Genomic DNA, 26,099 nt, shown 5'->3' with positions numbered 1-26,099 from the left:
ACTTATCGGCCTGTCCGCAGCGAGGCTTAACGGAAGGCGCCAATCAAAGCGTTGAATGTTTCCTGGGCGACACTGATCACCTGGGCATTGGCCTGGTAGGCCAACTGAAATTCGATCAATAAGGCGGCTTCTTCGTCCAGGTTCACACCCCGCACCGAGTTCAGGTCGGATTCAGTGCCCTCCAAAACCGCTTCGGCAGCCTGGGCACGAATCTGCGCCTGGTTGGTTTTGGTGCCCACCTTCTCGACCGATTGGCTGTAAGCCTCGGTAAAGGTCATGCCGCCTTCGCGCTCGTTCAGCGTATCGCTGGTTTCCAGCGCGATCAGATCCAGCGCATTACGGTTATCGGAGATACCGTCTGAATTCCACTCGATGGTGAAGCTGTCACCGGCTTCGGGGCGACCAGAAATGGTGAACTGAAAGCCCTGATAGGTCGGCTTGGCGGCCGACACCCCGGTAAAGATCGCGCCGTCACTGGGATCGGTTTTCATGGAAATACCGTCGGCCATGGTGACATCGACCTGGCCACCCACGTTCATGCCGGCGGTATCGTCGTTACCCGAGCCTTCCATCTTAACGAACACCTGGTAACTGATTTCGCCTTCCGGAGAAATGCTCACCTCGGCGCGTCCGGGGCTATCGAGCAGCGCACCGATCTTGGCTTCGATTTCGGCTTTAACGTCATCGCCGGTGGCATGGTCACCGGTCAGTTCAATGGTGCCCTTGCGACCGTCTGGCAAATACATCTGATAGCGATAAGGGCCGCCTTCGCTGAAATCGAAACCGGTCAGGTTGTTCAACAGGCCGCGTGTTTCACCTTCAACGGCTTCCACTGGCCAGTTTTCACCGGTGCTGATTTCGAAGGTATCGCCCGGATCAATGGCATCGTTCGGCGGCGGCGTACCCAGCGGAGGTGGACCGACAATGGCAGGATCGGGTTTATCGCCGCGCATCTCGATAAAGATGTCGTTACCCTTGGCATCGGTGATGGTCAGCGTTTCGCCATCACTGCTGGCACGCACACCGGCAGCCACCAGGTCATAGTGCGAATTGATGCGATCGGCCAGAAAATCCGGTGTCATGTCTTCGGGAATTTCTTCCGGGAAACCATCCATAAAGATGCTCTGGTTAGGACCCAGATCATCCAGGGTTATTTCATAGCCATTGACCCAAACCTCGAACGGATTGGGTGGATCATAGGGCGTACCGGAGTTGGTGAAATTACTCAGTTTCACCTCGGTATAGGCCCGTGCCTGGACACCATCAACCTTGTTCAGTTCCTGGGCAATCTCGGCGGCAGTCGCGCCACTGGCGGTGGTAACGACTGGGTCCTGCGTCACCTTACCGGTAACCGGATCGGTTCGACTGAAGGTAAAACGTTCCGAATTAATGCCGTTGTAAGGCGTGGTCGAAGACGGACCGTCCGGGGTGATATAAGGCAGCTCCGGCAAGCGGGGACGCCACGAACTGACCATGGTTTCACCCGGATCGGTCGGGAACAAATCGTTTTCCGCACCGGGGACATAACGGATATTTTCCATCGGCGGATCCAGCGGTTTGGGGTTACCCGGATCGCTGTTATCGAGAATGGAATAATGCGTTTCGCTATGGAAAACCACCACCAAAGGCGGGTTCAACTGACCTTCAATGGCGAAGGCTTTGCCGTCTTCACTGAGCATCTGGCCGTGGTCGATCAGACCGGTACCGAGGTTGCCCAAACTCTTGTCGGAGCGCATCGGATAAGCCAGTGCCAATTCCGATGACTGCGACAAGACAAAATCCATCTGAGCGGCGACATCGCGCAGCGGTTTGACGGTGAACTCGTCGCCAGCTTTAAAATTACCTTCTTCGAGCACGATGCGCAGACCATCGAAGCTGATTTCCGTTGGCAGGTTGCCACCATCGATGGTGCCGCCATCCACTTTGACGCCATCGTTTTTACGGAACACTTCATAGCTGTCGTCATCAGGACCGGTAAAGCGGATGGTGTAGTCGCTCGTGGTCAGGTCACCGACATCTTCGAAATACAGGCTGAACACCTGGTTGATCGGCGGCGTGTTCAGACCATCGCCCTGAACACGCGCCTGCTTGGCCAGTACCGGATCGTTCAAATCCTGGAACATATCGCCGCCGAAATCACCGTTCATATCGACGCCCTGATGATGCTTGGCATTAATTTCTTCGGTGAAGGCGACGGCAATACGACCCAGTTCATTCATGGTCGGGTTCAGGGCCTCTTCGCGAAACGCAAACATGCCACCGAGCTGGCCGCCTTTGATGGTATCGGTGACAAAGACATCGCGCAGATTGCTGACAAAACGAATGCCCGTCTGTTGCGGATCTTCGGCCGACGGCACGGCCATCAACCGGTGCGCCTGATTGCCCAGCACCAATGACTCGCCCTGACCAAAGGCAACATTGTACTGGCCGTTATCCTCAGTCACTTCGACGGGCAGGAACTCCGATAACTGCCGCACCAATTCATCGCGCTGGTCCATCAGATCGTTGGGCGGTTCCGATTCAATCCGCCCCTGAGCGAAAACAATGCGCTCATTCAAATTGGCGATGCCTTCGACCAGCGCATTAATTTCGTCGACAGCGGTGGCTATCTGCCCGTTCAGAGTTTCGTTCTGGTTGGTCAGATACCGATGCAGCGTTTTGAAGCGATCAACAACGCCTTCAGCCGTCCCCACCACGACGTCACGCGACGGCACATAACCGGGGTTGTCGGACGCACCCTGCAAGCTGGCGAAAAAGTTATCGAGCACCGATTGCAAACCAGTGCTTTGTGAAGCCAGCAATGAATCGATGCGTTCGATGTTGGATTTATAAGTCTGTTCACGCTGGAAACTGCTGGTGTCAATGCGCTGCTGTTCCACCATAAACTGGTCGGTAATACGGCGCACGGTGGAAATGCTGACGCCATTACCAATGTAACCGTAGCCACGGAACTGAGGGTTATTGGTGTGCAGTACCACGTCCTGGCGTGAGTAACCTTCCACACCGGCATTGGCAATGTTGTGACCGGTCACACTCAGCGCGGTTTGCTGAGCTTTTAGTCCGGTGATGGCGATATTAAGAATGCTGCCCATAGGCCACCATTACCCCAAAGGATGCCGAACTGCATGGTCCGCAGCGGCTAAACGCATCACTTCGCTGTCGGCGATGCGTAATATTTTATCGGCGTATTGCGGGTCGGTGGCGTAGCCGGCCGCCTGCAATGATCGGGTAAAAGCTTCAGCGTCATCGGCCTGGCTCAAGGCCTGCTGATAACGCGGATTGGATTGCAAAAAGTTGGCGTAATCATCAAAGGACTGGCTGGGATCTTCGTAGGCACGAAAAGCATCGCGCATCTGAATGGTACGACCGTCAAAGACTTCATGGGTCATGGTCTCAGCCGTGGCACCATCCCAGCGGGCATCGGCCTTGATACCGAAAAAATTATGGCTGTTCTTGCCCTGGCCGTCTTCAATCATGTAACGACCCCAGCCGGTTTCCAGCGCCGCCTGAGACAACAGAATACGCGGATCCACACCCAGCGATTCGGCCGCCGCCTGAGCATGCGGCAACAACGACTGAATAAATTCTTCGGGCGAGTCGAAGGCGCTTTGTTTGCCGGGCAAATTAACCGACAAGTCGGATGTTTCGAGGTTGTCATCGAGCACTTCGGCGGCATCGGGAACGACGGCATCCGAACGACTTTCAGTCGCGCCGGGCAGCACCGGCATTGGATCGGCCTGATTGGCTGGCAGGACCGGGCGACGGCTGTCTTCCAGGCTTTTAATATTGATGTTGCTGAAGTCTTGATCACGCTGTGGCAGCTGACGCGACAACTGATCGAAAAGCACATCCGCCAGACCATAACCGCCTTGTTGCGCCAGGTTCAGACTCAGTTGCTGATCATACATATCGCGGTAGAAGCGGCTTTCGTTACTGTTGAGCATGTCAGACGCCATGACGTCATTGGCTTCACGCATGCTCTTGAGCACCATGCCGATAAACATGGACTCAAATTGCTGCGCCACCACCCGCAACGCTTCCGGGTCATCCTTACGCGCCATCGACTTGACCTGATTCAGGCCGTTGAGGTCGTTGTAGTTAAAGGCTGCGTCGACTTGCGAAACCATCTTTGCCGCTCTCCGGTCAGAACTTGCCGCTTTTACCGCGGCAACGTCCGTCTGGCCTGCATTCCAGGCCGGTTTGTCTTAACTGTGATCTTTGTATTTCAAAGCTCGTGCCAATTCAGCAAACCGAGCGCTCGAGTTCAGATCACGATCAATTCGGCTTTCAGGGCACCGGCCGCTTTCAGCGCTTCAAGGATGGCCATCAAATCGCCCGGCGCTGCGCCGACTTCGTTGACCGCATCAACAATGTCGCTGAGGGTGACCGTCGGCCCGAACAGGAACATGCGGTTGTCGCCTTCATCGATTTCGATTTCGGTGTCAGGGACCACGGCGGTCTCGCCGGTTTCGCTGAACGCATTGGGCTGACTGACGTTCTGGGTGTTGTCGATGGTGACCGTCATATTGCCGTGAGTGATGGCAACAGGAGAGACCGTCACATGCTGACCCACCACGATGGTGCCGGTGCGGCTGTTGATGATGACGCGCGCGGCTTCTTCGCCAGGCTGCACATCGAGGTTTTCCAGCACGCTGATAAAGTTGACGCGCTGGTTGGGATCGCGCGGCGCGGTGACCCGAACCGAGGCAGCATCGACCGCATAGGCAGCGCCCGGGCCGAGCAGTTCGTTAATCACGCTCGACATCCGCTTGGCGGTAGTGAAATCCGGGCGATGCAGATTGAAAGTCATATAATCGCCTTGGGAAAAGGTATTGGCCACGCCGCGTTCGACGATGGCGCCATTGGGAATACGACCGGCGTTCTGGACATTGACGCTGATCGAGGAGCCATCTTCGCCTTCAGCACCAAAGCCACTGACCACCAGATTGCCCTGGGCCACGGCGTAGGTCTGGCCATCGGGGCCGCGCAACGGCGTCAGCAACAGACTGCCACCACGCAGACTGTCGGCATTACCGATGCTGGAGACGGTGACGTCAATTTCCTGACCCGGCTTGGAAAACGGCGGCAGGGTGGCGTGCACGCTGACTGCGGCGACGTTATTCAGGTTGGGGTTTTCGCCTTCGGGAATGGTGATACCAAACTGCTCCATCATGTTACGGAACGTCTGGTTGGTAAAAGGCGCCCGATCGCCCGACCCATCGAGCCCCACCACCAGGCCGTAACCAACCAGTTGGTTATTACGCACGCCCTGAACGGACGACAGATCCTTGATGCGATCGGCCCAAACCGGCATGGCCAGGGTGGCCATCAGTACAATCAGCAACTTTTTCATGGTGTCACTCTATTGACGTCTGCTTTGACTTAAGCAGCTTAGAGCAATTAGTGGGCCAGCCTATGGCTGGCCACGCTGGACGCTTAACGGGAGCGGTACGCCGCCCGGACGGGAGACGCAAATTACTGAGCACCTGGGTGCTAGAGTTTCGGTTTTAAGCGTCTCCCGTTAAGCGTCAAGCGTCCGGGCGGCGCACCGCTCCCGTCCGGTCTGGCCGCTAAAACGGCCAAACCGGACTATTAAAGAACCGACTCAACCAACCAGGCTGACTGGCGTTGGCCAGGGCACCGGCGCCGCTGTAGGAAATGCGGGCATCGGCCAGTTTCTGGCTGGACACGGTGTTGTCCAGGTTGATGTCTTCCGGGCGCAACATGCCCTGAATACGGATAAATTCAGCGCCGGTGTTCAGCGTAATCCACTTTTCACCGCGCACCCGCAGTACGCCGTTGGGCAGCACTTCGGAGACGGTCACAGAGATGTTGCCGCTCAAGCTGTTGCTCTGGTCGGCATCACCGCTGCCAGAAAAGCTGCGATTACCACCAACGGTGCCACTGAGCAGCTCAATGGGCTGACCCCCACCGATGATCGGCGCGTTCAGGGCCGCTTCACTGGTCTTTGATGAGGACGCCTGAGACGACTTGCTGCCTTGGGTTTGCTCATCCAGCACGATGGTGATGATGTCACCAGTGCGCATGGCTTTCTTATCGCCATAGAGCGCCATACCGGCCTGGCTGTTAAACAACGAACCATCCGCACCCGGCGGCGCCTCCAAGGCTTCTGCCGGAACCGGCGCAAAATCCGGGTCGCCTGGCTGCGGAAAGGGTTCGCCCAGGCCCACCGACTGGGTGGTACTGCAGCCACTGATGATCAGCAGCGCCAAAGCCGCCATGACCAGAGTGGTACGATGCTCGGTGATCATTGTCATGATGTTAGTCCCCGCCTTAGAGGTTCGACGTAATGAAGCCCAGCATCTGATCGGCAGTGCTGACCACTTTGGAGTTCATTTCGTAGGAGCGTTGCGTCGAAATCATGTCGACCATTTCCTCGACGATGGTCACGTTCGAGGTCTCCAGAGCCCCTTGAACGATGGCGCCAAAACCATCCAGACTCGGCACACCGACCTGAGGTGGGCCACTGGCCGCGGTCTCCAGGAAGAGGTTTTTACCCGCGGACTGCAAACCCGCCGGGTTGACGAAGTCGACCACTTCGATATCGCCCAGCTGCACCAGGTTGTTGTTGTCGTTACCGATCACCGCCGTGACGATGCCGTCTTCACCAATGGTGATGGTGCTGGTTTGTTCCGGCACTTCGATATCCGGCTCCAGCAGATAACCGCTGGCGGTAACGATCTGGCCTTCATCGTTCATATGAAAGGTGCCGTCGCGGGTGTAAGCCAGGTTGCCGTCGGGCAGCAGAATCTGGAAAAAACCGCGACCGTTAATCGCCAAATCCAAGGGCTGCTCAGTGGTATTCAGATCGCCCTGGGTAAAGAGCTTTTGCGTACCCACGGTGCGCACCCCGGTACCGAGCTGCAAACCAGAGGGCAGCTGGGTGTTTTGCGTGCCCTGGGCGCCCGGCTGACGCTGAATTTGATAGATCAGATCTTCAAACACCGCCCGCTCTTTTTTAAAGCCGGTGGTGCTGGCGTTTGCCATGTTGTTGGAGATGGTGGCCAAGGAAAGATCCTGGGCTTCCAAACCGGTCTTACCGACCCACAATGCCTTATGCATCTTGAATACCCTCTTAGCTCAACCGCAGAATTTGTTCAGAAGAACGAGTGATTTCCTCGATCGTCTTCATCATTTTTACTTGCAGTTCGTACTGGCGATTCAGCGCCAGCACATTGGTTAGTTCGTGCACCGGATTAACATTGCTGCCTTCAACAAAGCCACTGACAACCGACAACGCCGGATCATCTTCCAACACCTGCTCGCCTTCACGCGGACGGAACAAACCGTCGGTGCCTTTATCGAGGTTCTGCAGATCCGGGTTCACAATTTTCAGACCGTCGATGACCGCCATCTCATTCGGACCAGCGCCGGCCGGACGAATGGAAATGGTGCCGTCTTCACCGATCTCGACCTTTTCATAAGGTGGCAAAACGATAGGGCCACCACCCTGCCCGATCACCGGCTGGCCGGAACCATTAATCAACTGACCGACGGGGGTGACGGAAAAATCGCCGCGTCGGGTATAGGCTTCATTGCCTTCGTTGTCTTGAACAGCAAAGAAACCATCACCGGTGATGGCTACATCCAATTCATTGCCGGTTTCGACCAGGGGGCCGTCGTTAAAATCGGTCGCCGGCCGTTCGGTGTTGGAGAACGCCCGCGACGGGTAATACTCACCAAACACCGGCATGGCGCGCGCCTGCTCCCAGTCGGCGCGAAAGCCGGTGGTGGTGGCATTGGCCAGGTTATTCGAGTGTGACGTCTGCGCCAGCATGTTGTGTTTGGCGCCGGTCATGGCGATGTATATCGCGCGATCCATGGGTAACTCCTGCCGCTATTGGGCTGTTTAACCGCTAATAACGGATAGATAGCGAAAGCCGTGCCAAGTTTTGAAATCGCGCGGAGAGCCAGATTTGGCGGGGGGTTGGATGTTGAGGTTAGGTAGGAACGGCGGCAGGCGGCAAGCGCTTGCCGTGGGCGGAAGACGCTTAGGCGCTGCGCGCCTGGGAGACGCTGGATACGTAAACTCAAGGCACCGAAGGTGCTTCGTAATTTGCGTCTCCCGTTAAGCGTCCAGCGTAACAGGCGCCTTAGAAGGCGCCTGTTACTAGCCCTTATCGAAGGTTAATAATCGTCTGGGTCACGGCGTTAGCCGTTTCGATCGTCTTCGAGCTGGCCTGATAGTTTCGCTGGGCGATAATCAGGTGTACTAACTGCTCAGACAGATCCACCGTCGAATCTTCCAAAGAGGCCGATTCGATGGTGCCCAGCGAGGCCGTTCCCGGCTCACCGATCACCGCATCACCGGATTCAAACCCTTCAACCCACTCGGTGTCACCCACTGGAATCAAGCCTTCGGTGTTGGCGAAGGATGCCAGCGCCACCTGACCCAGCTTCAGCGCTTCGCCGTTGGAGTAACGGGCGTAGATGATGCCGGCGTCGTCAATCTCCAGGTCGGACAGTCGGCCTGAGGCGTAACCGTCCTGCTGCAGATTGTTGTTGGCGAAGGTGCCACCGTACTGAGTGGTGCCATCGAACGAGATCGCAAAGTTCGAGTTAAAGTTCGGGTCCGGAATCGGCAAGGCACCGCCCTGAGCTTCCGGTTGACCGATGTAGGCACCGGTCGGCTTGCCGGTATCGGGGTCGATCGGCTTCCAGTTGGAGATCAGGAAGTCACCGGTGCTTTCCTCGTTCAGGGTACCGTCGGCATTAAAGAACAACTTGTGCGATGCCAGCGTCGCCTGGGTGTTCTCCGGGAACGGCAGGTTGGTGTTCGGATCACCGACATTCTCACCATCGACCTGCAGATACACCGTCCAACTGCTCAGCGAGTTGGGGCGATTCGGATCGGGCGCATCCTTCACATAGAAGAAACGCATTTCGTGCTCGTTACCGATGGAGTCGAAGATTCGCAACGCCCGTGTTTCGTTATAGGTATCGGAATCATCCGGGTTGAACTCGTTAATGGTGTACGGCTCGAACGCATCTTCACCCAGGCCGTTGAACAGACCGGCCACATAGGGATCCGGCTCCAACATGGTATAGCCTTCGTTGAGGATGATATCGACGGAACCACCAATGCGCGCATTGGTTTCCGCGTCGGCATTGCCACCCAGCACCACCGGTGCAGACCCCTGAACACCTTGTACTCGCAGGCTATCGGTCACCGTCGGTGATTCAATGCGCACCGAGATGTCGATACCGGTGCTGGAGGTCAGAACCACATCGCCGGTTTCGGTATCGAATTCGGCGGTGATGCTGTTCAACGAGGTCTGCTGGTACTGATTGATTTCAGCCACCATCGCTTCCAGGCTGTTCGCTTCAATCACCTGACCGTTGATGTAGATATTCATGTCGCCCGAGTTGACGTAGTTCTGCGACATCAACCGCACTTCGGTTTCCGCCGAGGCGTCCACACCTTCGTACTCGCTCAACTGGGCCGCGATTTCACCGGCAGTCGAGCCTTCGGGAATGGTGACCAGCTCGCGCTCATCGGCCTCTTCGTTGTAGATGACCACACCCTGTTCCGGGTAGCCGTTAGTAACAGCAGCTTCACCCAGCACCAGATAATCACCAGCCACCGGCGCAAATTGCAGCAAGCCGTACATGGCTTCCACGGCCAGGTCATCACCCGGCGCGCGGATGTTACTGACCGAGATTTGCGACGGTTCACCTTCGACCGTGGCTTCGAGAATCAACTGCTCATTACCGGCATCGTCCTGTATCACCCGGGCGCGCACACCGATGTAGTCCTCATCCGATACCGCCGCCAACTCACGGTTGATGGCAGCCGCCAGCTGATCGATGGAGCGGATGTCTTCGCTCAGACTGATTTCCACGGATCCGGAACGATTGTCTTCATCCGGCAGCGGAACGGTCAGGTTGATGCGGAAGGAGTTTGACCGATCAATGGGATCTTCACCTTCGATCTTGGTAGCGCTATCCATGCCCAAGGCTTGCAATGCCTGCACCGAACCATTGATGTCCAGATCCAGCGGGAAGTTACCGATCTCAGTACGCTCAAACACCAGACGTCCATTGACCTGCGACGCCACCACTTCACCGTTCAGGATGGAGTTGGTGGAAATCTGCTGATTAATGGCCGCCACCAGATCTTCAATCTCGGTGTAACTGCCCGGCGGAATGATGATGGTTTGGAACGCACTGCCATCCACCGACAGAGAGAATTCGTTGTTCGGCAGAATGGTCGAGTCACCCGGATCAAGCGTCGGTGCTGGCGAAGACGTCGATGCCAAACCCAGAACTTCAAGATCGAAGGAAGTGGTGGTGGTTGAACCCGCCAAATGAGTGATGGTAATGCCGTTCGGGCCAACACCAGCAACCGTGCCCGCTTCGATGATCAGCTGGTTGGTGGCGCCGTCAATGCTGACGTTCGCTACGTTGGCACCCAGTGCACCATCAATCGCCGTCTGCAGGTCGGCGACAAAAGCGGCCTGAGTCGGCCAGCCGCCCGCTGGGACGGTGACGGTAACACCCGTTGCCGAATTACTGCCAACCGCAATACCAAAGGCAAAGGAGTTACCCGCTTCCAAGTCACCAAAGGGCAAGGTGTTATCGAGGAAGTTCAGCGTACTGGAGCTGGTCAGGGTCGAGAAAGTGCCCGGCGTCAGGCTGTTATAGTCAAGCTCTGCCTGCGTATTACTGATTAAAGAGGCGGCCTGACCCGGATCGGACGTCAGGTCAATGGAGCCACCATTGGCAAACAGATCATTACCTGGAACGGGCGCAACAACCGATGGCGACAATTGCTTGTCGAGAGTATCCAGACCGAAATACTCCAAGGCAAAGACCGTACCGGTAACGTCAATATCAGCGGTACCAGCACCCGGGTTGTTCAGACGATCGAAGACGATGACGCCGTTATCATTGATGGCACGAATTTCACCGGTCAGACCCGCAGTGGCCGTAATCTGAGCATTAATCTCCTGCACCAGTTGATCAACGCTGGCATAGACACCCGGTGTCAGCGCGGCCATAGCGATCGGCGCACCGCCGTCGAGGCTGAACGACAGCGTATCGTTGGGATCAAGACCCTGGGTCACGGCAGGCGGGAAGGTCGAGTTCGTGGTCAGACCTAAATCACGCACATCGACCGAATTGGTAGTCGACCCCAGAGCATTGACAACAATATCGGTATCACCGACTGCCGCACCGGTCGCGGTGATGGTCAGACGGTTAGCACCAGTGATACTGGCCGCCACGTTCAGACCCGCACCGGTGAATTCGGCGTTAACCGCGGCGACAAAGGCTGCTTGGCTCGCAAAACCGCCACCCGGAACCGGCACGCTGATGTTCGTCGGTGTGCCGCCAATGCTGATCACAAAGTCGATATTGGTAGGCGTGGCAGAGCTGTCGAGGAAGGCACCGCCGCTAGGGAGAGAGTTCATATCACGACCACCGGTCAAAACAGTCGGGGTCGCGGCGTTCACGACCTCAAGACCCGGCTCGGTGGTGCCAGAAGCCATCATGGTACCGTTCTGGAAGTTCAAGTAGTTATCACCAGAAAGGTTACCCACGTTGTCGACGATGCTGACAATCGCCGTGCCATCGGTGGCGTAAACGCCCGATGTCTGGAACGATAAACCGCCGTAGTCGTTAACTGTGGCTTCAATTTTGCCGCGCAAACCGGAGTCACCGGTAATGGACGCATTGATGGCGTCAACCAGGTCGTAAACATCGGTATAAACCTGAGCCGAATCAAACGGCTGAATGGTGCCGGTGACGGTATTGTTCGTTCCCGTGATATTCGGGCCGCGCAGTTCGATGTCCATGGTGAACGAGGCTTCCACCGGAGACGGCTGCCATGGGAACGGCACACGTGGAATACCACCAATCAGTTCGGCGTTGGTACCAGCTGTGGTCGGTGAACCCACGGTGTTCAAAACAGTGGCGGTATCTTCAGTCGGGCCGACCTGCGCTGAACCGATGGCCAGACCTTCGGTGGTCAGGATGGTGCCATCTTCCGCCAGCACCTGAGCACCGGCAGGAACGTTTACCTTAGCATCCACCTGGTGAGTACCACGTGGCGGCTGGTTGGCTTTGTCGACGCGCAGATCGGTCAGCACACCGGTGTTGATGTCACCACCAGCGGTCACACCGTAGCCTTGCAGCTTGGCGTCCTGGTTGCTGACGATATAGCCCTGTTTATCGATGCCGAAAATACCGGAACGGGTGTAGGAAATACTGCCGTTGGGGTATTCGGTGACGAAGAAGCCTTCGCCGTCGATGGCCATGTCGAGCGCCGAGTTCGTCTGGCTGATGTTGCCCTGCTCAAACTTCTGGCCGACATTCACCACCTTTACACCGTAACCAACCTTGTCCTGGCCGTAGCCGATAAAGGATGAGGTATAGGCATCGCCAAACTCCGCACGGCTGGCTTTAAAGCCGGTCGTACTGGCGTTGGCAATGTTATTACCGGTGATCTGTAAGTCCTTGTTGGCGGCCGCGATGCCGCTAAGACCTGTCGTAAAGCTCATCGTATTGCACCTCGCACTGCGCTGTTACAGAGCCAGAACCCGCGTTGCCGCCAAGTTCGTTCCTAGTGTTTCATTCAATTGAGCCGGACCAGCCGGCCCGGCCATCAATAAGCGCTGTTGATCTGGAGCACGTCTTCCATGGTGATGACTTTGCCAGCACCTGCCAGATTCAGCTGGATTTCACCGGCACTGCCGAGGGTGACCGAATCGACGCGTGAACTCATGTTCAACTCAATCTCTTCCTGCACTCCCGCCACACTGCCGAATACATCGAAAGAATATTCACCTTGCGGATGAGGAATGATGTTGCCGTCCTCGTCGGTTTCGAACTTGTCGTAATCGATCTCAACCAGCGCACCGTTGACTTCCAGATTGGCACCATCCCACTTCATGGTGGCCGCTCCCGCTGGCAGATTATCCAAAGGCACATCTTCAATCGTTTCGCCCTCGGCATTGGTGATGCGCAAGGTCATGTTGGAGGCGCCACGAGGCACCTCAATCAAGCCGTACACCAGATCACCATGCTGCAGAATACTGGTGTCCTGGCCGTTAACGGTGACCGAGTTTCCGACCAAAGCCGTCGCCTGCAAGGCTTGCGATGAGGTAAAGGAGGCCGACATGTTTTCCAGGCTGGAGGACATATTCTCGATGCCTTCCACCGTCGAGAACTGGGCCAGCTGGGCAACGAACTCAGCGTTATCCTGCGGATCCAGCGGGTTCTGGTTTTTTAACTGAGTGATCATCAGTTCCAGAAACTCGTTGCGACCCAGTTCATTGCTGTTGGTCTTCTTTTCTTTCTTATTGCCGATGTCGTATTGGTCCAGCGGTGAGCTGCCTGATACGTTGTTGACATCCGCCATGGTGAAACCTCGCTGTAAAAAAACCGGCTAGCGACTAGCTGGTAATTACTGACCCATCGTCAGCGTTTTCTGCATCATCGTTTTGGCTGTATTGAACACCTCAACGTTCACACTGAAACTGCGCGACGCTGAGATCATGTCAGCCATCTCTTCCACCACATTGACGTTCGGGTAATAGACATAACCGTCTTCGTCAGCGAAGGGATGGGTCGGTTCAAAACGGATATCCAAAGGCGCGTCTTTCTCAACAATGGCGCGCACCTTCACACCCTCACCGACATCGTGTTCCAGGTCGACCGGCGCCAGAATGTCGCGCTCGTGCCAGGGCTGCTGCAATTGCTGGAAGATCGGCTTGCGCGCCCGGTAGGTCTCGTCAATGCTCGAGCTCACGCTCTGGGCGTTGGCCAGGTTGGAAGCGGTGGTGTTCAACCGCACTGACTGAGCGGTCATACCGGTGCCGGAAATATTAATGACGTTGCTTAATGACATCCTTATTGCCCTCTCAATGCGCCATCAAGGCCCTTGAACTTGCGGTTGAGGAAATCAAAACTGGAGTTGTAGTCGATGGAGTTCTTGGTGAACTCAGCCTTCTCGACGTTGGGGTCGACGGTGTTGTCATCGATCGACGGCTGGTATGGGAAGCGGTACAGCAGTTCGCTTTCTTCGCGTACACGGCCGGGAATGTGAGCGTTGTCGGTGCGGTTCACTTCCAGGCTTTTGCTGCGCTCGACTTCGCCACGCAAAATCGCCTTGAAGTCGATATCACGCGCTTTGAAGTGAGGGGTATCGGCGTTGGCCAGGTTGTTGGCCAATACCTGAGAACGCTCGGCGCGTACCAGCAGAGCGTTATCGTGAATCCCGAGAGAGTTGTTGAAACCCAGTGCAGACATCGCGCACCTCTTTGCCGCTTTTAGTTCAGATGCAGAACTTATTGCAAAGCAGGTGCCAATTTTATTTTTCTTTATTTATCAGTGGGTTAGACGTTTTCGGCGGGAGCTGGACCGGCATACCGGCAAGGCTTGGCCGTTGCCGGTATGCCGCTTGATGGGATCAGCGTTTGCGGTAAATGATGCCCGGCCGGCAATGCACCATTTCGTACAGATCGCCCAGGCCGTTTACCGCCTCGGAAGCACCGACCATCAGATAGCCACCCGGGTTCAACGTGGCGTGAATGCGGGTCAGGATGTCGCGCTTGAGGTCAGCGGTAAAATAGATCAATACATTGCGGCAGAAGACGATGTCGAACTTGCCCAACAGAGCGTAACTGTCCTGCAGATTGATAGCGCGAAACTCAACGCGTTGAGCAATCGGCGCTTTGACTTTCCAGCGTCCGGCCGGAGTTTCTTCGAAGTGGCGCTTCAATCGTTCCGGGTCCAGACCACGACCAATGGCCAGCATGGCGTATTCCGCGGACTTGGCCGCATCCAGCGCAGTGGCCGAAATGTCCGTGGCGATGATCTTTTCGCCGGCACTGAACACCCGGTTCTTCTGCTTATACTCTTCGATCATCATCGACATCGAGTAGGGCTCCTGCCCCGTCGAGCAGGCAGCCGACCAGATACGCAGCGGACGACTCGTCTTCTGCTGGAAAAACTCAGGCAGCAACTGTTCTTCCAGAATACGGAATGGGTGGATGTCCCGAAACCAGAGGGTTTCGTTGGTGGTCATAGCGTCAATAACGGCCGAACGAAGCGACTGCCCGCCTGGCCTAGACATGGCAGATACCAGATCGGTCAGATTATTGATGGCCGCTTCTTGCAGTATTTTTCGCAAACGACTGGAAACGAGATACTGTTTACTGGCCCCCAGACAAATACCACTGTGCTGTTCGAGGTAATCACAGAAGGCTTCATAGCCCTGGTTAACGTCAACCATTAAAGCCTCAGCTCCTTCATTGCAGTCGTGGGCCGATCAAAAATCAGCCTTCCCGGCTGATGGTTGCACCGCTTCATAACTCTCCTTCAACGGCTGGTAATTCGCCACCCAGATTGGTCACCCGTTCGATGACCAACTGAGCCAGCATATCCGGCTGGAATTTGGCGAGAAATTCGTTAGCACCCACCTTTTGCACCATGCTCTTGTTGAACACACCACTCAAGGAGGTATGCAAAAGGATATAGAGGCCTTTGAGTTTATCATGGGCGCGGATGTGGGTCGTCAGCGTATAGCCATCCATTTCCGGCATTTCAATATCGGAGATGACAATCGGGTAGCGTTCAACCGGGTCCACGCCTTCATCCACCAGACCCAGCAGATGATCCAGCGCTTCGCGACCATCGTTCAGGGCCACCACCGTCAGGCCGACCTGCTCCAGCGTTTTGGTCATCTGCTTACGGGCAATCTTGGAGTCATCGACGATCAACACCTGCTTGGAGACGGCGGCACTGGTGGCTGCTTCGGTAATGATACCCTCGCTGATGTCTTCTTTCATCGGTGACACATCGGCCAGGATGCGCTCCACATCGATGATCTCAACCAGGTTATCTTCGTGTCGCGTTACCGCCGTCAGAAAATGCTCGTGACCCGAGCCTTTGGGGGGCGGCTGCACCTCTTCCCAGTTGATGTTAATGATGCGCTCCACACCGCGGACCATAAAACCCTGATTGCGCATGTTGTATTCGGTGATGATGGTGAGCTTATTGTGAATGTCGGTCAGCGGTGCCTGGCCGATGGCCAGGCTCAAATCCAGAATTGGAATGGTACCGCCGCGCACATGCGCCACGCCTTTAACCACCGATTTGCTCTGCGGCATCTGCGTCAAAGGCGGACACTGCAGTACCTCTTTCACCTTAAATACGTTGATGCCATACAGTTGATCGCCGCTGAGCCGAAACAACAGCAATTCCAGTCGGTTCTTACCCACCAGCTGCGTCCGCTGGTTAACACTATCAAGCACTCCGGCCATGGCCATCTCCGTCTAGCTAGATGCAGTGACTGGTCACCTCAAACAACCAGGCACAGCCTTTGCAGTAACCTTCAACAAGCCCTGAATGGTGTCAAAACACCGACACTCAGGTCGTTAACAAATGGGATTGCAGTGCTGCTCAGTATCCGCCTGCAGGCCCCTTTGGCAGTAAGCATAGACGGCTATCGGCACAGGACAACTGAATGCAATCATTACTCAGGCTATCGGCCCGACTCGGCCAATGCTTAATTCCTTTACTGCTTGGTGCAGTGACGGTTCAGGCGGCGCAGGCGACGGCACAAGCGCAGATCACCAGTGCCCTGAATGCCGCCCTGATTGAAAGACTGGCGCAGCAGCATCCCAATCTGGATGCACAAAACAGTCAGTTTGATTTCCAACTGCAGGCCGTTGCCGGCAATTTGACGCCCTGCACATCCGCCATCGAGGTGGATTGGCGCGGCCAGGATCTGAGCAGTCGGCTAACACCCAAGGTCAGTTGTGCCAACGAAGGCTGGCAACTCTATGTACCGGTCAGCGTCGCCATTCATCTGCCAGTGGTGGTCACCGCCAGCAACCTGAATCGCGGCCATCGTCTAACGGCGGCCGATTTGCGCCTGCAGAATACGGATATTGCCAGCCTGCGCCAGGGTTATTTTGAAACAACTGATAATCTGATCGGTTATCAACTGGCGCGCAGCGTCAACAGTGGCCAGGTGATCACGCCCTACATCGCCGAACCGCCGATGCTGGTCGACCGTGGTGACCGGGTTTATATCCTCTCGCACAGTGGACTCCTGTCGGTACGCACTTTGGGAGAAGCGCTGCGTGAAGGGCGCGCCGGCGAGCAAATACCGGTACGAAATCTGCGTTCCGGTGAAACCGTGCATGCCTATATCAAGGAGCGCGGCGTGGTGGAAACCAGCAGCCGTTAACGACCGTAAGACGATAAACCGCGTGTAAAACGCTAACATTTGGGGAAATAACGGAAATTTGTCACAATTGGGACTAAAGTTCCTGGAGTGACAGCCGTTAACCCCTCCAGAAAAATCTATTTTCAGCGAGGTTAGACATGGCCATGAATATCAACGGCCTTACATCCGGCCAAACGGGCACCGCCAAAACCCGCCAGAATGATGGCGCTGGTGATGTCGGCACCCCGGCTGCACAAAAAAGTGGAACGGAATCTGCTAGTGATAGCGATGTGGTTCAACTTTCCGATCGAGCCCGCATCCTGAAGTCGGCTGGAGACACCATCAGCCAGATGCCGGAAATTGATCAGGAAAAAGTAGACCGCATTCGCAGCGCCATCGAAGGTGGCGACTATAAGATTGACCACGAGAAACTGGCGGCCGCCTTTAGACGCTTTGAATCCGAGCTCTGAGGGTATCAAGGTTAAGGGCGTCGCTGGGGAGGCTCGGCGACATGACCATCGACACTACCACCCTGACCCGTCTGGACGCAGCCCTGCGCGATGCCCAGACTGCCAGCGATGCCTTCAAGCCACTGCTTGAAGAAGAACTGGCGGCTTTGAAGTCTGCCGATATCTCGGCGCTCCAGGAGCTGATTGAACGCAAACGCCAACAGACCGAAGCACTGTTGAGCGCGTCTCAGACACTGCTGCAATGGTGTGCTGAGCAGGACATCGATCCCGACTTCGCCTCCTTTGAGGCCTGGACACAAAACCTGGCCCAGGCCGACCGCGAAAGCTGGCAAAACCGCTGGCGTGAACTGCGGCAAAGCTTGACCGTCAACGACCAGCGCAGTGCCGTCAACCGGCAGGTCCTGGCCACCCTGTCCAGCCGCAAGCAAGCGCAGATGACCATTTTGCGCAATCTGCTGGCCCCCACCGAAACCTATTCCGCCGATGGCCAGAGCAATACCAGCCAGCCCAGCGGCTGGGTTGATCGCGTCTAAAATACGGAGCTGTAGACCGCCATGTTTATTGACCAGATGACCCTTTTCATCCTGGCCGAAGTAGCGGTGGTCTACTTCATTATTACCGTCTTTTTGTTTTTCCGGGGGCGGCTCTATCACGTACTGGTGGCCATCCTTAAAGAGATGCGCTGGGAAAAGCTGCGTCGCCAGCAGGAACGTCAGCAGGAAATCGCTGAGCTGCGCGCCAAGAACAAAAAGCTGACCACCGAATTCGAGGTGGTTAAGCGCACCGCCGAATCGGCCGGCAAAACCATCCCGGAACAGCTGCGCGACCGCGTCGACCAACTCAGCGAGGACGCCCGTCAGGAAGGCACCGACCCGGACGAACCACCCGGTGCCGACCCCGCCGAGCAGCTCAACTGGATGCGTCGGCGCATTCTCGAACTCGAACAGCAATTGCTCTCCGGTGATATCGACGAAGAGATGTGGCAGGAAAAAGCCGGCGATACATTGCGCGAACTGGGCGTCGAACCCGGTTCCAGCAACCGCAAAGAACTGGCGAGCGAAGAGCTGCGCAGTGAACAGCTGGAAAAAGACCTCAAGCAATATCGCAATCAATATGAGGCTGCCAAAGACCGCATTTCCTTCCTGGAAAAAGAAGTCGAAGAGTTTAAGAGCATCGATCTGTCCTCCGAACGGCTGATGGAAAAACCGGAACCCGGTCAGTACGCCGACGAGCTTTACCAATTGCGTTGCGACAAGTTCGACATGCAGGAATCCATCAATCAGCTGCGCCTGAAACTGCAACAGATGAATCCCAACTCAGCGGAATTCGATCAAGCGCAGAAACAGCAAATGCAAAACATGGAGCGTTACATCAAAGACGCCGACGTCACCATGAATCTGATGGAAAAAGAAATGGAGGCCGCCCAGCAGGCCAAGAACGAATTGGATGAAGAAGTTCGTGAACTGCGCGCCAAGATGGCGAGCCTGAAAGACAAAAGCGAAGACGGCAATCCGGTCAACCGCGACAACGTCGATCAACTGTCAGCCAATACCAACAAACAGGCCGAGTCGGTTTCCAATCTGCGTGATTCACTGGATCAACTGCGCAGCGGCGGAGATCGCGAGCAGGTTGCCGAATATCAGGAGGCGGAAATCGGTCGCCTGGAACTGCTGGTCCGTGACACCCAATCCTGTGTCAGCGTGTTGGAAATGGAACTGGAACAGGCGCAACTCGCCATTGGCAATTTGAACGAACGCGAACAAGAGCTGCTGCGCCAGTTGGCAGAACGCCCCGAAGCGGACGAAGCGGATGACGCGTCGCTGCCGCCCATGCCGGAGCATTTGAAGGCGCTCAGCGCCGAACAGAAAGAAGTGCTGATTAAACTGCGTAAAACCGCCAACGACGTGCGCAAGGACGATGCCGATATCAGCTCACTCGCCGATCAACAGGAAGCGGAAATCGATCAGTTGCAAAAACTGCTGCGGCAGATGGAAAAGGCGGTTCAGCAACTACAGGAAGACGTCGAAGAAGCCGCAGCCGCCGCGCCGCAAGCGCGCCCGGCCGACGAGCGTCCTGACAGCAGCGAAAACGTGGAAGAAATGGAATCGTTGCTGCGTCAGTTTATGAGCGACAGCCAGTCCATGTTGCGTCGTTTGAAGTCACTGGAAGACGAAAACAAACGCCTCAAAGGCGGCAGCAAAGCGACCGACACAACGCCGGCGCCCTAAGCTAAAATTCAGGGCGTATTTGATCAGACGCCCTGATGCTCCCTGCCCTCAACGACCCACCGGCAAGGGCAATTCTTCAAAAGGAATTTCCCGCACCAGCTCGGGGATAGCCCACTCCACACCCTCTTCACTGCGCAGCCGGAAGTGATACATCGACTGCAAAGCCTGATGATCTTCCGCGCGGATCAGCATGTCGCCCTTGGGCGTGTTAAAACGCATGCCTTCCAGAGTTTCGACCAGATCTTCGGTGTCGGTACTGTCGGCACGACGCAACGCTTCAACCAGAGCGATACCAGCGGTCATGCCGCCAGCGGTAAAGATATCCGGTGGCGTACCAAAGCGCGCCAGATACTGCTCCACCAACCAATCGTTGACGCTGTTGCTGGGGTGTTCAAAGTAATAGTAATTGGCACCTTCCAGGCCGTCGTATGCCTTGTAGCCTGCCAACGTTGATAAGAACCCACCGTTGGCCGCCAGGCGAATGTCGTGTTGTTGCGGGTCCAGGGCGGACAGCTGTGCCAGAGGGTCACCAGCACCGGCCCAGTTTACAAACACCAGCCGGTCACCGTCGGCATCTTCCAAAGCCGCAAAGATGCGCTCGCTGGCAGCGCGGAAGTCATCGCTGCCGGCGGGCAGAAATTCCTGATGCACCACCTCCGCGCCAGTGCCCAGCAAAGCCTGACCGAACGCAGCAAGGGTGTTGTGACCGAAGTCGTTATCCGGCGCCAGGGTGGCGATCTTCAGGCCTGGACGAGCCAGCGCCACCGCATTGGCCACCGCATCGAGACTGGTCGAACGACCGGTGCGGAACACATAACGATTACCACGCGAACCGGTAATGGTGTCGGCAACCGCCGGTTCGACCAGCAGAATGCGTCGGTACTGGCGCGCGACCGGCAACATCGGTATCGCCACACTGGACGATAAGGGCCCTACGGCCATCAAGACATCGTCTTCAGCATAGGCTTCTTCCAGCAGAGAACGGCCCAGCAGCGGATCCAGACGACTGTCTTTTTCGATCACCTCAAGGGCCCGACCGTTCACGCTCATACTGCCTTCGGTGGCGTATTCCAGACCCAGCATCAGACCGTCATGGCTCTGCTTGCCGTAGTGGGCCAAAGGCCCGGTCTTGCCATAGATATGAGCGATGCGAATGGGATCATCCGCCCACGCCAGCGCCGACGCCAAAACCAGAGAACAAAACAGCACCACCCCTTTAACCGCCCATCTTTTCATACTGCTACTCCGTCATCGAATCGTTGAATCTGTCGTTTCACACTCGCCCTGGCACCGCACCACAACGCTGCTGACAACGCTGGGCAGACCGCTTACCGAGCCATCAACCATCGGCCAATACCAGGACGAAAGACGATGAGCGCAGCATGAAGGACAGCTGAATCAGCTGGCATCTTATTGACCGTGACCGCCGCTCGCAAGCGCAAGCCCCGTGGGCTGCAGGCGGACAGTGTTCGGAACATCCAACGTATTTCAATTCAATGAATCAGGTAAACTGTCGCTACAGTAACAACCTGTTCACCGCTCTAGTTATCCAGTTAGGAGTTCCGCCATGAAGTTAACGGTGGTCATGAAAACGGCTCTGGGTTTTGCACTGATTCTGCTGCTGATGGTTGGCATTACAGTCTCGGCCCTGACCAACCAAGCCTCCGTTGGCGGTCTGTTCAAGACCACCACGTCCGAAGTGGTACCGCGCATGCAACAGGCTTATCGCCTGGTGATCGCGCTGCAAAATGCCAATAAAGCCGTCTCCCAGCACGCCGCTGTTTCCAGCGATGAAGACCTGGAACGCTACGAAACCGATTTCACCGAGGCCGAAGCCGAAGTGAACCGCATCCGCACCGGCCTGGCCGACAGCTTGAGCGAGAACGACCCTCTGGTAGATCCGCTTGCACAGGCCAACAGCACCATCAATGAAGCCTTGCGCCTGGGCCAGCAACACCTGCAAACCCGCCGCACCGTACTCGACAGCCGGCAGGCCTTTTTGCGTGAGTTTCAAACTCAGGGGTCACGCTGGCTGACGTTCAGTGACGATATGAAAATTGTCGACCGGGTGCTGGAAGTTCTGGGCCAGCAGTCCACTGCCGAAGCCCGGCAGATTGGCGCCGACGCCAACTACGTGCTCGACCGCATCGACCTGGTCCGTACCGGCATCAACGGTATCAATGGTCTGGCCACGGCCAGTCAGGTGCTGGCGGTGCAGGAAGACCTGGGGCGTGAACTGGAGCGTCTGGGTTCACGCATGGAACGATTGGCGGAGAGCAATGCCATCATCCACCGTTATCTGTCGACCTATGTCGAACTGCTGCAAACCGCGGTTTCTGGCGACACCGGCACCCTGACGCTCTATTTGTCCGCCTTACGTGCTGAGGAACTGTCCAGCCGCGAACTGGCGGTACTGGCCGACACCGTTAACAGTGGTGTGCGCAGCCTGGGGCTGGTGACCTCGGCCTTAAGCGAGCAAAGCGAAACACTGCGCCAGCAAGGCAACACCGCCAACGAACGCGCCAGTCTGATCTTGCTGGGTGTGCTGGTGGTGTCGCTGGTCATAGCCGTAGCCATCATGCTGTCGCTGATTCGCAGTATTCGCCGACCGCTGAAGACCATTACCGATTTACTCGGCGCTGTGTCCGAAGGCGATCTGTCGCAGCAGATGACGGTGCGTTCGGCTGATGAATTCGGCCAGATCGGTCGTGGCATCAATACCTTGATCGAACACACCCGCCTGATTGTCAGTGACATTAAGAACACCTCCAAAGAGATCGCCTCGGTGTCGCACCAGGTGTCGCAGACCACTCGCTCCAGCTCACAAAAACTGCAGCAGCAAAAAGACCAGTCAGCGTCCATCGCCACGGCGGCCACCGAGCTGACCTCGTCCGCCAGCGATATATCCGACCATTCCGACAACACCCTCGAGCGCGTCCAGGCGGTGCACAATTCGGCTGCTCAAGGCCAGCGCAATATGGCGGCCAGCCAGCAGGAAATCACCCAACTGGTTAAAGACCTGACCGAAGCCAGCGAGGTGGTGAACAATCTGCAGGAAGAATCGAAGAGCATTGGCACCATCCTGGAAGTGATTCAAGACATCGCGGAGCAAACCAACCTGCTGGCGCTGAACGCCGCCATCGAAGCGGCTCGTGCCGGTGAGCAAGGCCGAGGTTTTGCCGTGGTTGCCGATGAAGTGCGCACCCTGGCCAGCAGGACACAAAGCTCGACGGAAGAAATCTACGAGATGATCGAACGCTTGCAGACACGCGCCAATTCAGCGGTCGAACTGATGACCCACAACCGCGAACGGGTCGACCAGGTGGTTAACCGCACCAGCGAAGCCGACCATTCGCTGCAGGACATTCTCACGGCGCTGAATGACATCACCGAGATGAGCCAGCACATTGCCGAAGGCACCAGCGCCCAGCGCGCCACCGCCGATGAAGTGGCGCGTTCGATCGAAGCCATTGCCGAACTGTCGGATGCGATTTACTCCAACGCCTCGCGTAATGGCGCGACTTTCGAGCGGCTTAACAATTTGGTAGAGCAACAGAACAAGGCCGTCAGCCGGTTTCAGTACTGATCCAACTGACGGCGTCGACAGGCCCGAAGCGCCAGGCCATAACGCACCTTGCGGATAGCTTGGCGCGAATGGCGTTGGCGCTTTGATCCGCGGATCGATAAACAAAAAAACCGGCGTAAGGACTTTTCCCTACGCCGGTTTTTCGTCAGCGGTCGACGTTATTTTTCGACAAAGGCCCGCTCGATCACATACTCACCAATGTGACCGGCACGGGTTTCTTTAAAGCCCCAGCTGTCGAGAATATCGGTGGTGTCTTTAAGCATGGCCGGGCTGCCGCAGAGCATAAAGCGGTCGTCTTCCAGTGACGGCTTAGGCAGACCCAGATCGTCAAACAGCTTGCCGCTGGTCATCAGGTCGGTCAGGCGACCCTGGTTGCGGAATTCCTCGCGGGTGACGGTCGGGTAATACAGCAGTTTGCCGTCGATCATCTCACCGAAAAATTCATTGTTCGGCAATTCACTGATCATGTCCTGATACGCCAGTTCAGACACCTGGCGCACGCCATGGGTCAGAATCACGCGGTCGAACTGCTCGTAGATTTCCGGGTCTTTAATGATACTCAAGAACGGCGCCAAACCGGTGCCAGTAGACAGCAACCAGAGGTTCTTACCCGGCAGCAGATGATCGGTCACCAGGGTGCCCGTCGGTTTACGGCCCACATAGATTTCATCGCCCGGCTTGATGTTCTGCAACTGAGACGTCAACGGACCATCCGGTACCTTGATACTGAAAAACTCCAGCTCTTCTTCATAGTTGGCACTGGCAATGGAATAGGCCCGCAGCAAAGGACGACCGCCGTCCTGTTCCAGCCCGATCATGGTGAAATAGCCGTTCTTAAAGCGGAAACCTGGATCCCGGCTGGTGGTAAAGCTGAACAGGGTGTCGTTCCAATGCCGAACACTGGTGACGGTTTCAATATTCAAATTCGACATAAGAACCTCTAAAAAATTAATAACGAGTTATATGGATGACACTATACGCAGCGCGAGCTTATCGGCAAAATGATTATTTCCGATATGTTTAATTGGTTTTACCAATATGAAATTCACGCTGCGCCAACTCCAGGTCTTTCTGGCGACCGCACACTACGAAAACATCAGTCGTGCGGCGGCCAGCCTGCATATGTCCCAGTCCGCGGCATCCGGTGCGCTGCGCGAGTTTGAAACGCTGTACGGTGTGCGCCTGTTCGAACGGGCCGGCAAGCGACTCAAGCTCAATGAAGTGGGCCGCCAGTTGTGGCCGCGGGTCGAAGCACTGCTGGAACAGGCCGACCAACTGGAAGCCGACCTGACCGGTCATCACGACCTGGGGCGGCTTAAAGTGGGGGCAACCCTGACTATTGGCAACTACCTGGCAGTGGAATTAATGGCGCAATACAAGGCCACCCAGCCCAATGCCCGCGTCACTCTGGAAGTGGCTAACACCCGCGCCATCGCCGACCGGGTGCTGACCTTCGATCTGGACCTGGGCATGATTGAAGGTGAGATCAACCATCCGGATTTGGAAGTGACTCGCTGGCGTTCCGATGAACTGATGATCTTCTGCGCCCCGGATCATCCCCTGGCTAACGCTGGCCCGTTAACCGACGACCAACTGATCGCCCAACCCTGGATCGTTCGCGAACCTGGCTCCGGCACCCGCCAAACCTTTGAGCGTGGCATGCACGGTTTATTGAGCGAGCTGGAAATTGCCCTCGAACTGGAACACACCGAAGCCATCAAGCGAGCCGTCGAGGCTGGTTTGGGCATCGCCTGCCTGTCACGAGTTTGTCTGGAGGAAGCCTTTAAACGCGGCACCCTGGTGCCGTTGGCGGTACCGCAACGCAACTTTCAACGCGATTTTTATTTCGTCCTGCACCGCCAGAAATTCCGCAGCCCGGGAATCCAACATTGGCTGGAGCTTTGTAAAGACGCCTGCTAGGGTGACCTGACGGGTGTTCAAAAATCACCCGCCTCGCAAGGTTGCGAGGTTTCCCACTCAAAACGAGGAAGCTGTTATGACGTACCTACGTTGGGGTCTGATCGCCGGGATGCTCATGCTGACAGGCTGTACTTCTCTCCCCTCTCCAAACGAAACCGATGGCGGCATGCTGGCCTTCCCGATGGAAGTACGCGGTGTCGGCACCTTTTACTATGTTTATGAATTTACCGTATTCGAACACGATACTGATATCGAAGTTGATCGCATTCAACTGAGTCCGGCTAGCGGTATTCATGTCCGTACCTTCGGGCCATATGAGCCCGGCGCATATTATCTTGGCGTACAAACCACCCGAGTAAAATCATCCCCTTCGATGAGTTTTCAATACAAACCCAACCCTCGTGAAATCTATATCCCCTTTGCCATTGAAGAAGACACCATCACCATTTTGAACACCAAGCTGGTGGTACATAAGCGATCCAAAAGTGGCGGCGGGTTTAGCACGAGCAATCGTCGTCGTGCTTTAACTGAGGACATTCAGACTGAGGCACTGACCGAGCTTAGGGCGATGGATGAAGCCGGACTTTGGCAAATAAATCCCGCCATTCCTGAATAAAACTCCTGAACGGCCAACAGCCATGGCTCTGCAAGCGGACACCGGTGAACAGACCCAGTCATCATCGTGCCCGCTGCTATCA

21 protein-coding genes are annotated in these 26,099 nt (G+C 56.1%); 7 read left to right on the top strand and 14 right to left on the bottom strand.

What is annotated here, in order from left to right; translation table 11 throughout:
* Nucleotides 1-26: 26 nt before the first annotated feature.
* From flgK to ACXAE6_RS13595, 12 genes are all read right to left on the bottom strand, one after another.
* Nucleotides 27-3,092: a flagellar hook-associated protein FlgK gene (flgK, locus tag ACXAE6_RS13650; RefSeq protein ID WP_475149254.1), complete on the bottom strand. Its 3,066-nt coding sequence runs from the start codon at nucleotides 3,090-3,092 to the stop codon at nucleotides 27-29.
* Between the two features lie 9 nt (nucleotides 3,093-3,101).
* Nucleotides 3,102-4,127: a flagellar assembly peptidoglycan hydrolase FlgJ gene (flgJ, locus tag ACXAE6_RS13645; protein WP_475149249.1), complete on the bottom strand. Its 1,026-nt coding sequence runs from the start codon at nucleotides 4,125-4,127 to the stop codon at nucleotides 3,102-3,104.
* Nucleotides 4,128-4,264: 137 nt separating this feature from the next.
* Nucleotides 4,265-5,353 (bottom strand): flagellar basal body P-ring protein FlgI, encoded by a 1,089-nt coding sequence (locus tag ACXAE6_RS13640; protein WP_475149245.1) that lies wholly within the window; start codon nucleotides 5,351-5,353, stop codon nucleotides 4,265-4,267.
* Nucleotides 5,354-5,570: 217 nt separating this feature from the next.
* Nucleotides 5,571-6,278 carry a flagellar basal body L-ring protein FlgH gene (flgH, locus tag ACXAE6_RS13635; protein WP_475149239.1) on the bottom strand — a complete coding sequence of 236 codons (708 nt, stop codon included), beginning with the start codon at nucleotides 6,276-6,278 and terminating at the stop codon, nucleotides 5,571-5,573.
* Between the two features lie 16 nt (nucleotides 6,279-6,294).
* A complete protein-coding gene (flgG, locus tag ACXAE6_RS13630) occupies nucleotides 6,295-7,083 on the bottom strand; it encodes a flagellar basal-body rod protein FlgG (protein WP_475149237.1) in 789 nt (262 codons plus the stop codon).
* 13 nt (nucleotides 7,084-7,096) lie between these two features.
* Nucleotides 7,097-7,843 carry a flagellar basal-body rod protein FlgF gene (flgF, locus tag ACXAE6_RS13625; RefSeq protein ID WP_475149232.1) on the bottom strand — a complete coding sequence of 249 codons (747 nt, stop codon included), beginning with the start codon at nucleotides 7,841-7,843 and terminating at the stop codon, nucleotides 7,097-7,099.
* Nucleotides 7,844-8,138: 295 nt separating this feature from the next.
* Nucleotides 8,139-12,521, bottom strand: a complete 4,383-nt coding sequence (locus ACXAE6_RS13620; protein WP_475149228.1) for a flagellar hook-basal body complex protein — start codon at nucleotides 12,519-12,521, stop codon at nucleotides 8,139-8,141.
* A gap of 104 nt (nucleotides 12,522-12,625) precedes the next feature.
* Complete coding sequence (locus ACXAE6_RS13615) at nucleotides 12,626-13,381, bottom strand: flagellar hook assembly protein FlgD (RefSeq protein ID WP_475149225.1); 756 nt, start codon at nucleotides 13,379-13,381, stop codon at nucleotides 12,626-12,628.
* A 45-nt stretch (nucleotides 13,382-13,426) separates the two neighbouring features.
* Nucleotides 13,427-13,870, bottom strand: a complete 444-nt coding sequence (gene flgC, locus ACXAE6_RS13610; protein ID WP_392803939.1) for a flagellar basal body rod protein FlgC — start codon at nucleotides 13,868-13,870, stop codon at nucleotides 13,427-13,429.
* Nucleotides 13,871-13,872: 2 nt separating this feature from the next.
* The gene (gene flgB, locus ACXAE6_RS13605) at nucleotides 13,873-14,271 is read right to left on the bottom strand and encodes a flagellar basal body rod protein FlgB (RefSeq protein ID WP_108165466.1); all 399 of its coding nucleotides are present in this window, start codon (nucleotides 14,269-14,271) and stop codon (nucleotides 13,873-13,875) included.
* A gap of 160 nt (nucleotides 14,272-14,431) precedes the next feature.
* Nucleotides 14,432-15,256 (bottom strand): CheR family methyltransferase, encoded by an 825-nt coding sequence (locus tag ACXAE6_RS13600; RefSeq protein ID WP_475149217.1) that lies wholly within the window; start codon nucleotides 15,254-15,256, stop codon nucleotides 14,432-14,434.
* Between the two features lie 73 nt (nucleotides 15,257-15,329).
* The gene (locus tag ACXAE6_RS13595; RefSeq protein ID WP_392803943.1) at nucleotides 15,330-16,286 is read right to left on the bottom strand and encodes a chemotaxis protein CheV; all 957 of its coding nucleotides are present in this window, start codon (nucleotides 16,284-16,286) and stop codon (nucleotides 15,330-15,332) included.
* 203 nt (nucleotides 16,287-16,489) lie between these two features.
* On the opposite strand from ACXAE6_RS13595, the gene flgA reads away from it, so the two are divergent.
* The 4 genes from flgA (at nucleotide 16,490) to ACXAE6_RS13575 (ending at nucleotide 19,895) form a co-directional block, all read left to right on the top strand.
* Nucleotides 16,490-17,218, top strand: coding sequence for a flagellar basal body P-ring formation chaperone FlgA (gene flgA / locus ACXAE6_RS13590; protein WP_475149212.1), 729 nt, complete (start codon nucleotides 16,490-16,492; stop codon nucleotides 17,216-17,218).
* Between the two features lie 137 nt (nucleotides 17,219-17,355).
* Nucleotides 17,356-17,667 (top strand): flagellar biosynthesis anti-sigma factor FlgM, encoded by a 312-nt coding sequence (flgM, locus tag ACXAE6_RS13585; RefSeq protein ID WP_475149208.1) that lies wholly within the window; start codon nucleotides 17,356-17,358, stop codon nucleotides 17,665-17,667.
* Nucleotides 17,668-17,708: 41 nt separating this feature from the next.
* Entirely contained in the window at nucleotides 17,709-18,200 is a 492-nt protein-coding gene (flgN, locus tag ACXAE6_RS13580) for a flagellar export chaperone FlgN (protein WP_475149204.1), read from the top strand.
* Nucleotides 18,201-18,221: 21 nt separating this feature from the next.
* Nucleotides 18,222-19,895 (top strand): coiled-coil domain-containing protein, encoded by a 1,674-nt coding sequence (locus ACXAE6_RS13575; protein ID WP_475149200.1) that lies wholly within the window; start codon nucleotides 18,222-18,224, stop codon nucleotides 19,893-19,895.
* A 48-nt stretch (nucleotides 19,896-19,943) separates the two neighbouring features.
* On the opposite strand, the gene ACXAE6_RS13570 is transcribed toward ACXAE6_RS13575, so the two are convergent.
* The gene (locus ACXAE6_RS13570; RefSeq protein WP_475149197.1) at nucleotides 19,944-21,131 is read right to left on the bottom strand and encodes a substrate-binding domain-containing protein; all 1,188 of its coding nucleotides are present in this window, start codon (nucleotides 21,129-21,131) and stop codon (nucleotides 19,944-19,946) included.
* Nucleotides 21,132-21,462: 331 nt separating this feature from the next.
* Between ACXAE6_RS13570 and ACXAE6_RS13565 the strand changes: the two genes are divergently transcribed.
* Complete coding sequence (locus ACXAE6_RS13565) at nucleotides 21,463-23,481, top strand: methyl-accepting chemotaxis protein (protein WP_475149193.1); 2,019 nt, start codon at nucleotides 21,463-21,465, stop codon at nucleotides 23,479-23,481.
* Between the two features lie 158 nt (nucleotides 23,482-23,639).
* On the opposite strand, the gene ACXAE6_RS13560 is transcribed toward ACXAE6_RS13565, so the two are convergent.
* Complete coding sequence (locus ACXAE6_RS13560; RefSeq protein WP_475149188.1) at nucleotides 23,640-24,413, bottom strand: ferredoxin--NADP reductase; 774 nt, start codon at nucleotides 24,411-24,413, stop codon at nucleotides 23,640-23,642.
* A gap of 106 nt (nucleotides 24,414-24,519) precedes the next feature.
* Between ACXAE6_RS13560 and ACXAE6_RS13555 the strand changes: the two genes are divergently transcribed.
* Nucleotides 24,520-25,401, top strand: coding sequence for a LysR substrate-binding domain-containing protein (locus tag ACXAE6_RS13555; protein WP_475149183.1), 882 nt, complete (start codon nucleotides 24,520-24,522; stop codon nucleotides 25,399-25,401).
* 76 nt (nucleotides 25,402-25,477) lie between these two features.
* Nucleotides 25,478-26,017, top strand: a complete 540-nt coding sequence (locus tag ACXAE6_RS13550) for a hypothetical protein (protein ID WP_475149178.1) — start codon at nucleotides 25,478-25,480, stop codon at nucleotides 26,015-26,017.
* Nucleotides 26,018-26,099: the final 82 nt, after the last annotated feature.

The sequence above is a fragment of the Saccharospirillum sp. ABV4_185 genome (assembly GCF_056159245.1).
The sequence above is the reverse complement of the archived record's forward strand: the minus strand, read 5'-3'. Positions and strand labels throughout refer to the sequence as shown.

What these genes read in the sequence shown, in the direction of transcription:
- ACXAE6_RS13615 (WP_475149225.1), bottom strand. Translation starts at nt 13,381, where the DNA reads ATGGCGGATGTCAACAACGTATCAGGCAGCTCACCGCTGGACCAATAC.
- flgN (WP_475149204.1), top strand. Translation starts at nt 17,709, where the DNA reads ATGACCATCGACACTACCACCCTGACCCGTCTGGACGCAGCCCTGCGC.
- ACXAE6_RS13620 (WP_475149228.1), bottom strand. Translation starts at nt 12,521, where the DNA reads ATGAGCTTTACGACAGGTCTTAGCGGCATCGCGGCCGCCAACAAGGAC.
- ACXAE6_RS13640 (WP_475149245.1), bottom strand. Translation starts at nt 5,353, where the DNA reads ATGAAAAAGTTGCTGATTGTACTGATGGCCACCCTGGCCATGCCGGTT.
- ACXAE6_RS13595 (WP_392803943.1), bottom strand. Translation starts at nt 16,286, where the DNA reads ATGGCCGGAGTGCTTGATAGTGTTAACCAGCGGACGCAGCTGGTGGGT.
- ACXAE6_RS13550 (WP_475149178.1), top strand. Translation starts at nt 25,478, where the DNA reads ATGACGTACCTACGTTGGGGTCTGATCGCCGGGATGCTCATGCTGACA.
- flgF (WP_475149232.1), bottom strand. Translation starts at nt 7,843, where the DNA reads ATGGATCGCGCGATATACATCGCCATGACCGGCGCCAAACACAACATG.
- flgG (WP_475149237.1), bottom strand. Translation starts at nt 7,083, where the DNA reads ATGCATAAGGCATTGTGGGTCGGTAAGACCGGTTTGGAAGCCCAGGAT.
- ACXAE6_RS13600 (WP_475149217.1), bottom strand. Translation starts at nt 15,256, where the DNA reads ATGGTTGACGTTAACCAGGGCTATGAAGCCTTCTGTGATTACCTCGAA.
- flgH (WP_475149239.1), bottom strand. Translation starts at nt 6,278, where the DNA reads ATGACAATGATCACCGAGCATCGTACCACTCTGGTCATGGCGGCTTTG.
- ACXAE6_RS13560 (WP_475149188.1), bottom strand. Translation starts at nt 24,413, where the DNA reads ATGTCGAATTTGAATATTGAAACCGTCACCAGTGTTCGGCATTGGAAC.
- ACXAE6_RS13575 (WP_475149200.1), top strand. Translation starts at nt 18,222, where the DNA reads ATGTTTATTGACCAGATGACCCTTTTCATCCTGGCCGAAGTAGCGGTG.
- ACXAE6_RS13570 (WP_475149197.1), bottom strand. Translation starts at nt 21,131, where the DNA reads ATGAAAAGATGGGCGGTTAAAGGGGTGGTGCTGTTTTGTTCTCTGGTT.
- flgC (WP_392803939.1), bottom strand. Translation starts at nt 13,870, where the DNA reads ATGTCATTAAGCAACGTCATTAATATTTCCGGCACCGGTATGACCGCT.
- flgB (WP_108165466.1), bottom strand. Translation starts at nt 14,271, where the DNA reads ATGTCTGCACTGGGTTTCAACAACTCTCTCGGGATTCACGATAACGCT.
- ACXAE6_RS13565 (WP_475149193.1), top strand. Translation starts at nt 21,463, where the DNA reads ATGAAGTTAACGGTGGTCATGAAAACGGCTCTGGGTTTTGCACTGATT.
- ACXAE6_RS13555 (WP_475149183.1), top strand. Translation starts at nt 24,520, where the DNA reads ATGAAATTCACGCTGCGCCAACTCCAGGTCTTTCTGGCGACCGCACAC.
- flgK (WP_475149254.1), bottom strand. Translation starts at nt 3,092, where the DNA reads ATGGGCAGCATTCTTAATATCGCCATCACCGGACTAAAAGCTCAGCAA.
- flgA (WP_475149212.1), top strand. Translation starts at nt 16,490, where the DNA reads ATGCAATCATTACTCAGGCTATCGGCCCGACTCGGCCAATGCTTAATT.
- flgM (WP_475149208.1), top strand. Translation starts at nt 17,356, where the DNA reads ATGGCCATGAATATCAACGGCCTTACATCCGGCCAAACGGGCACCGCC.
- flgJ (WP_475149249.1), bottom strand. Translation starts at nt 4,127, where the DNA reads ATGGTTTCGCAAGTCGACGCAGCCTTTAACTACAACGACCTCAACGGC.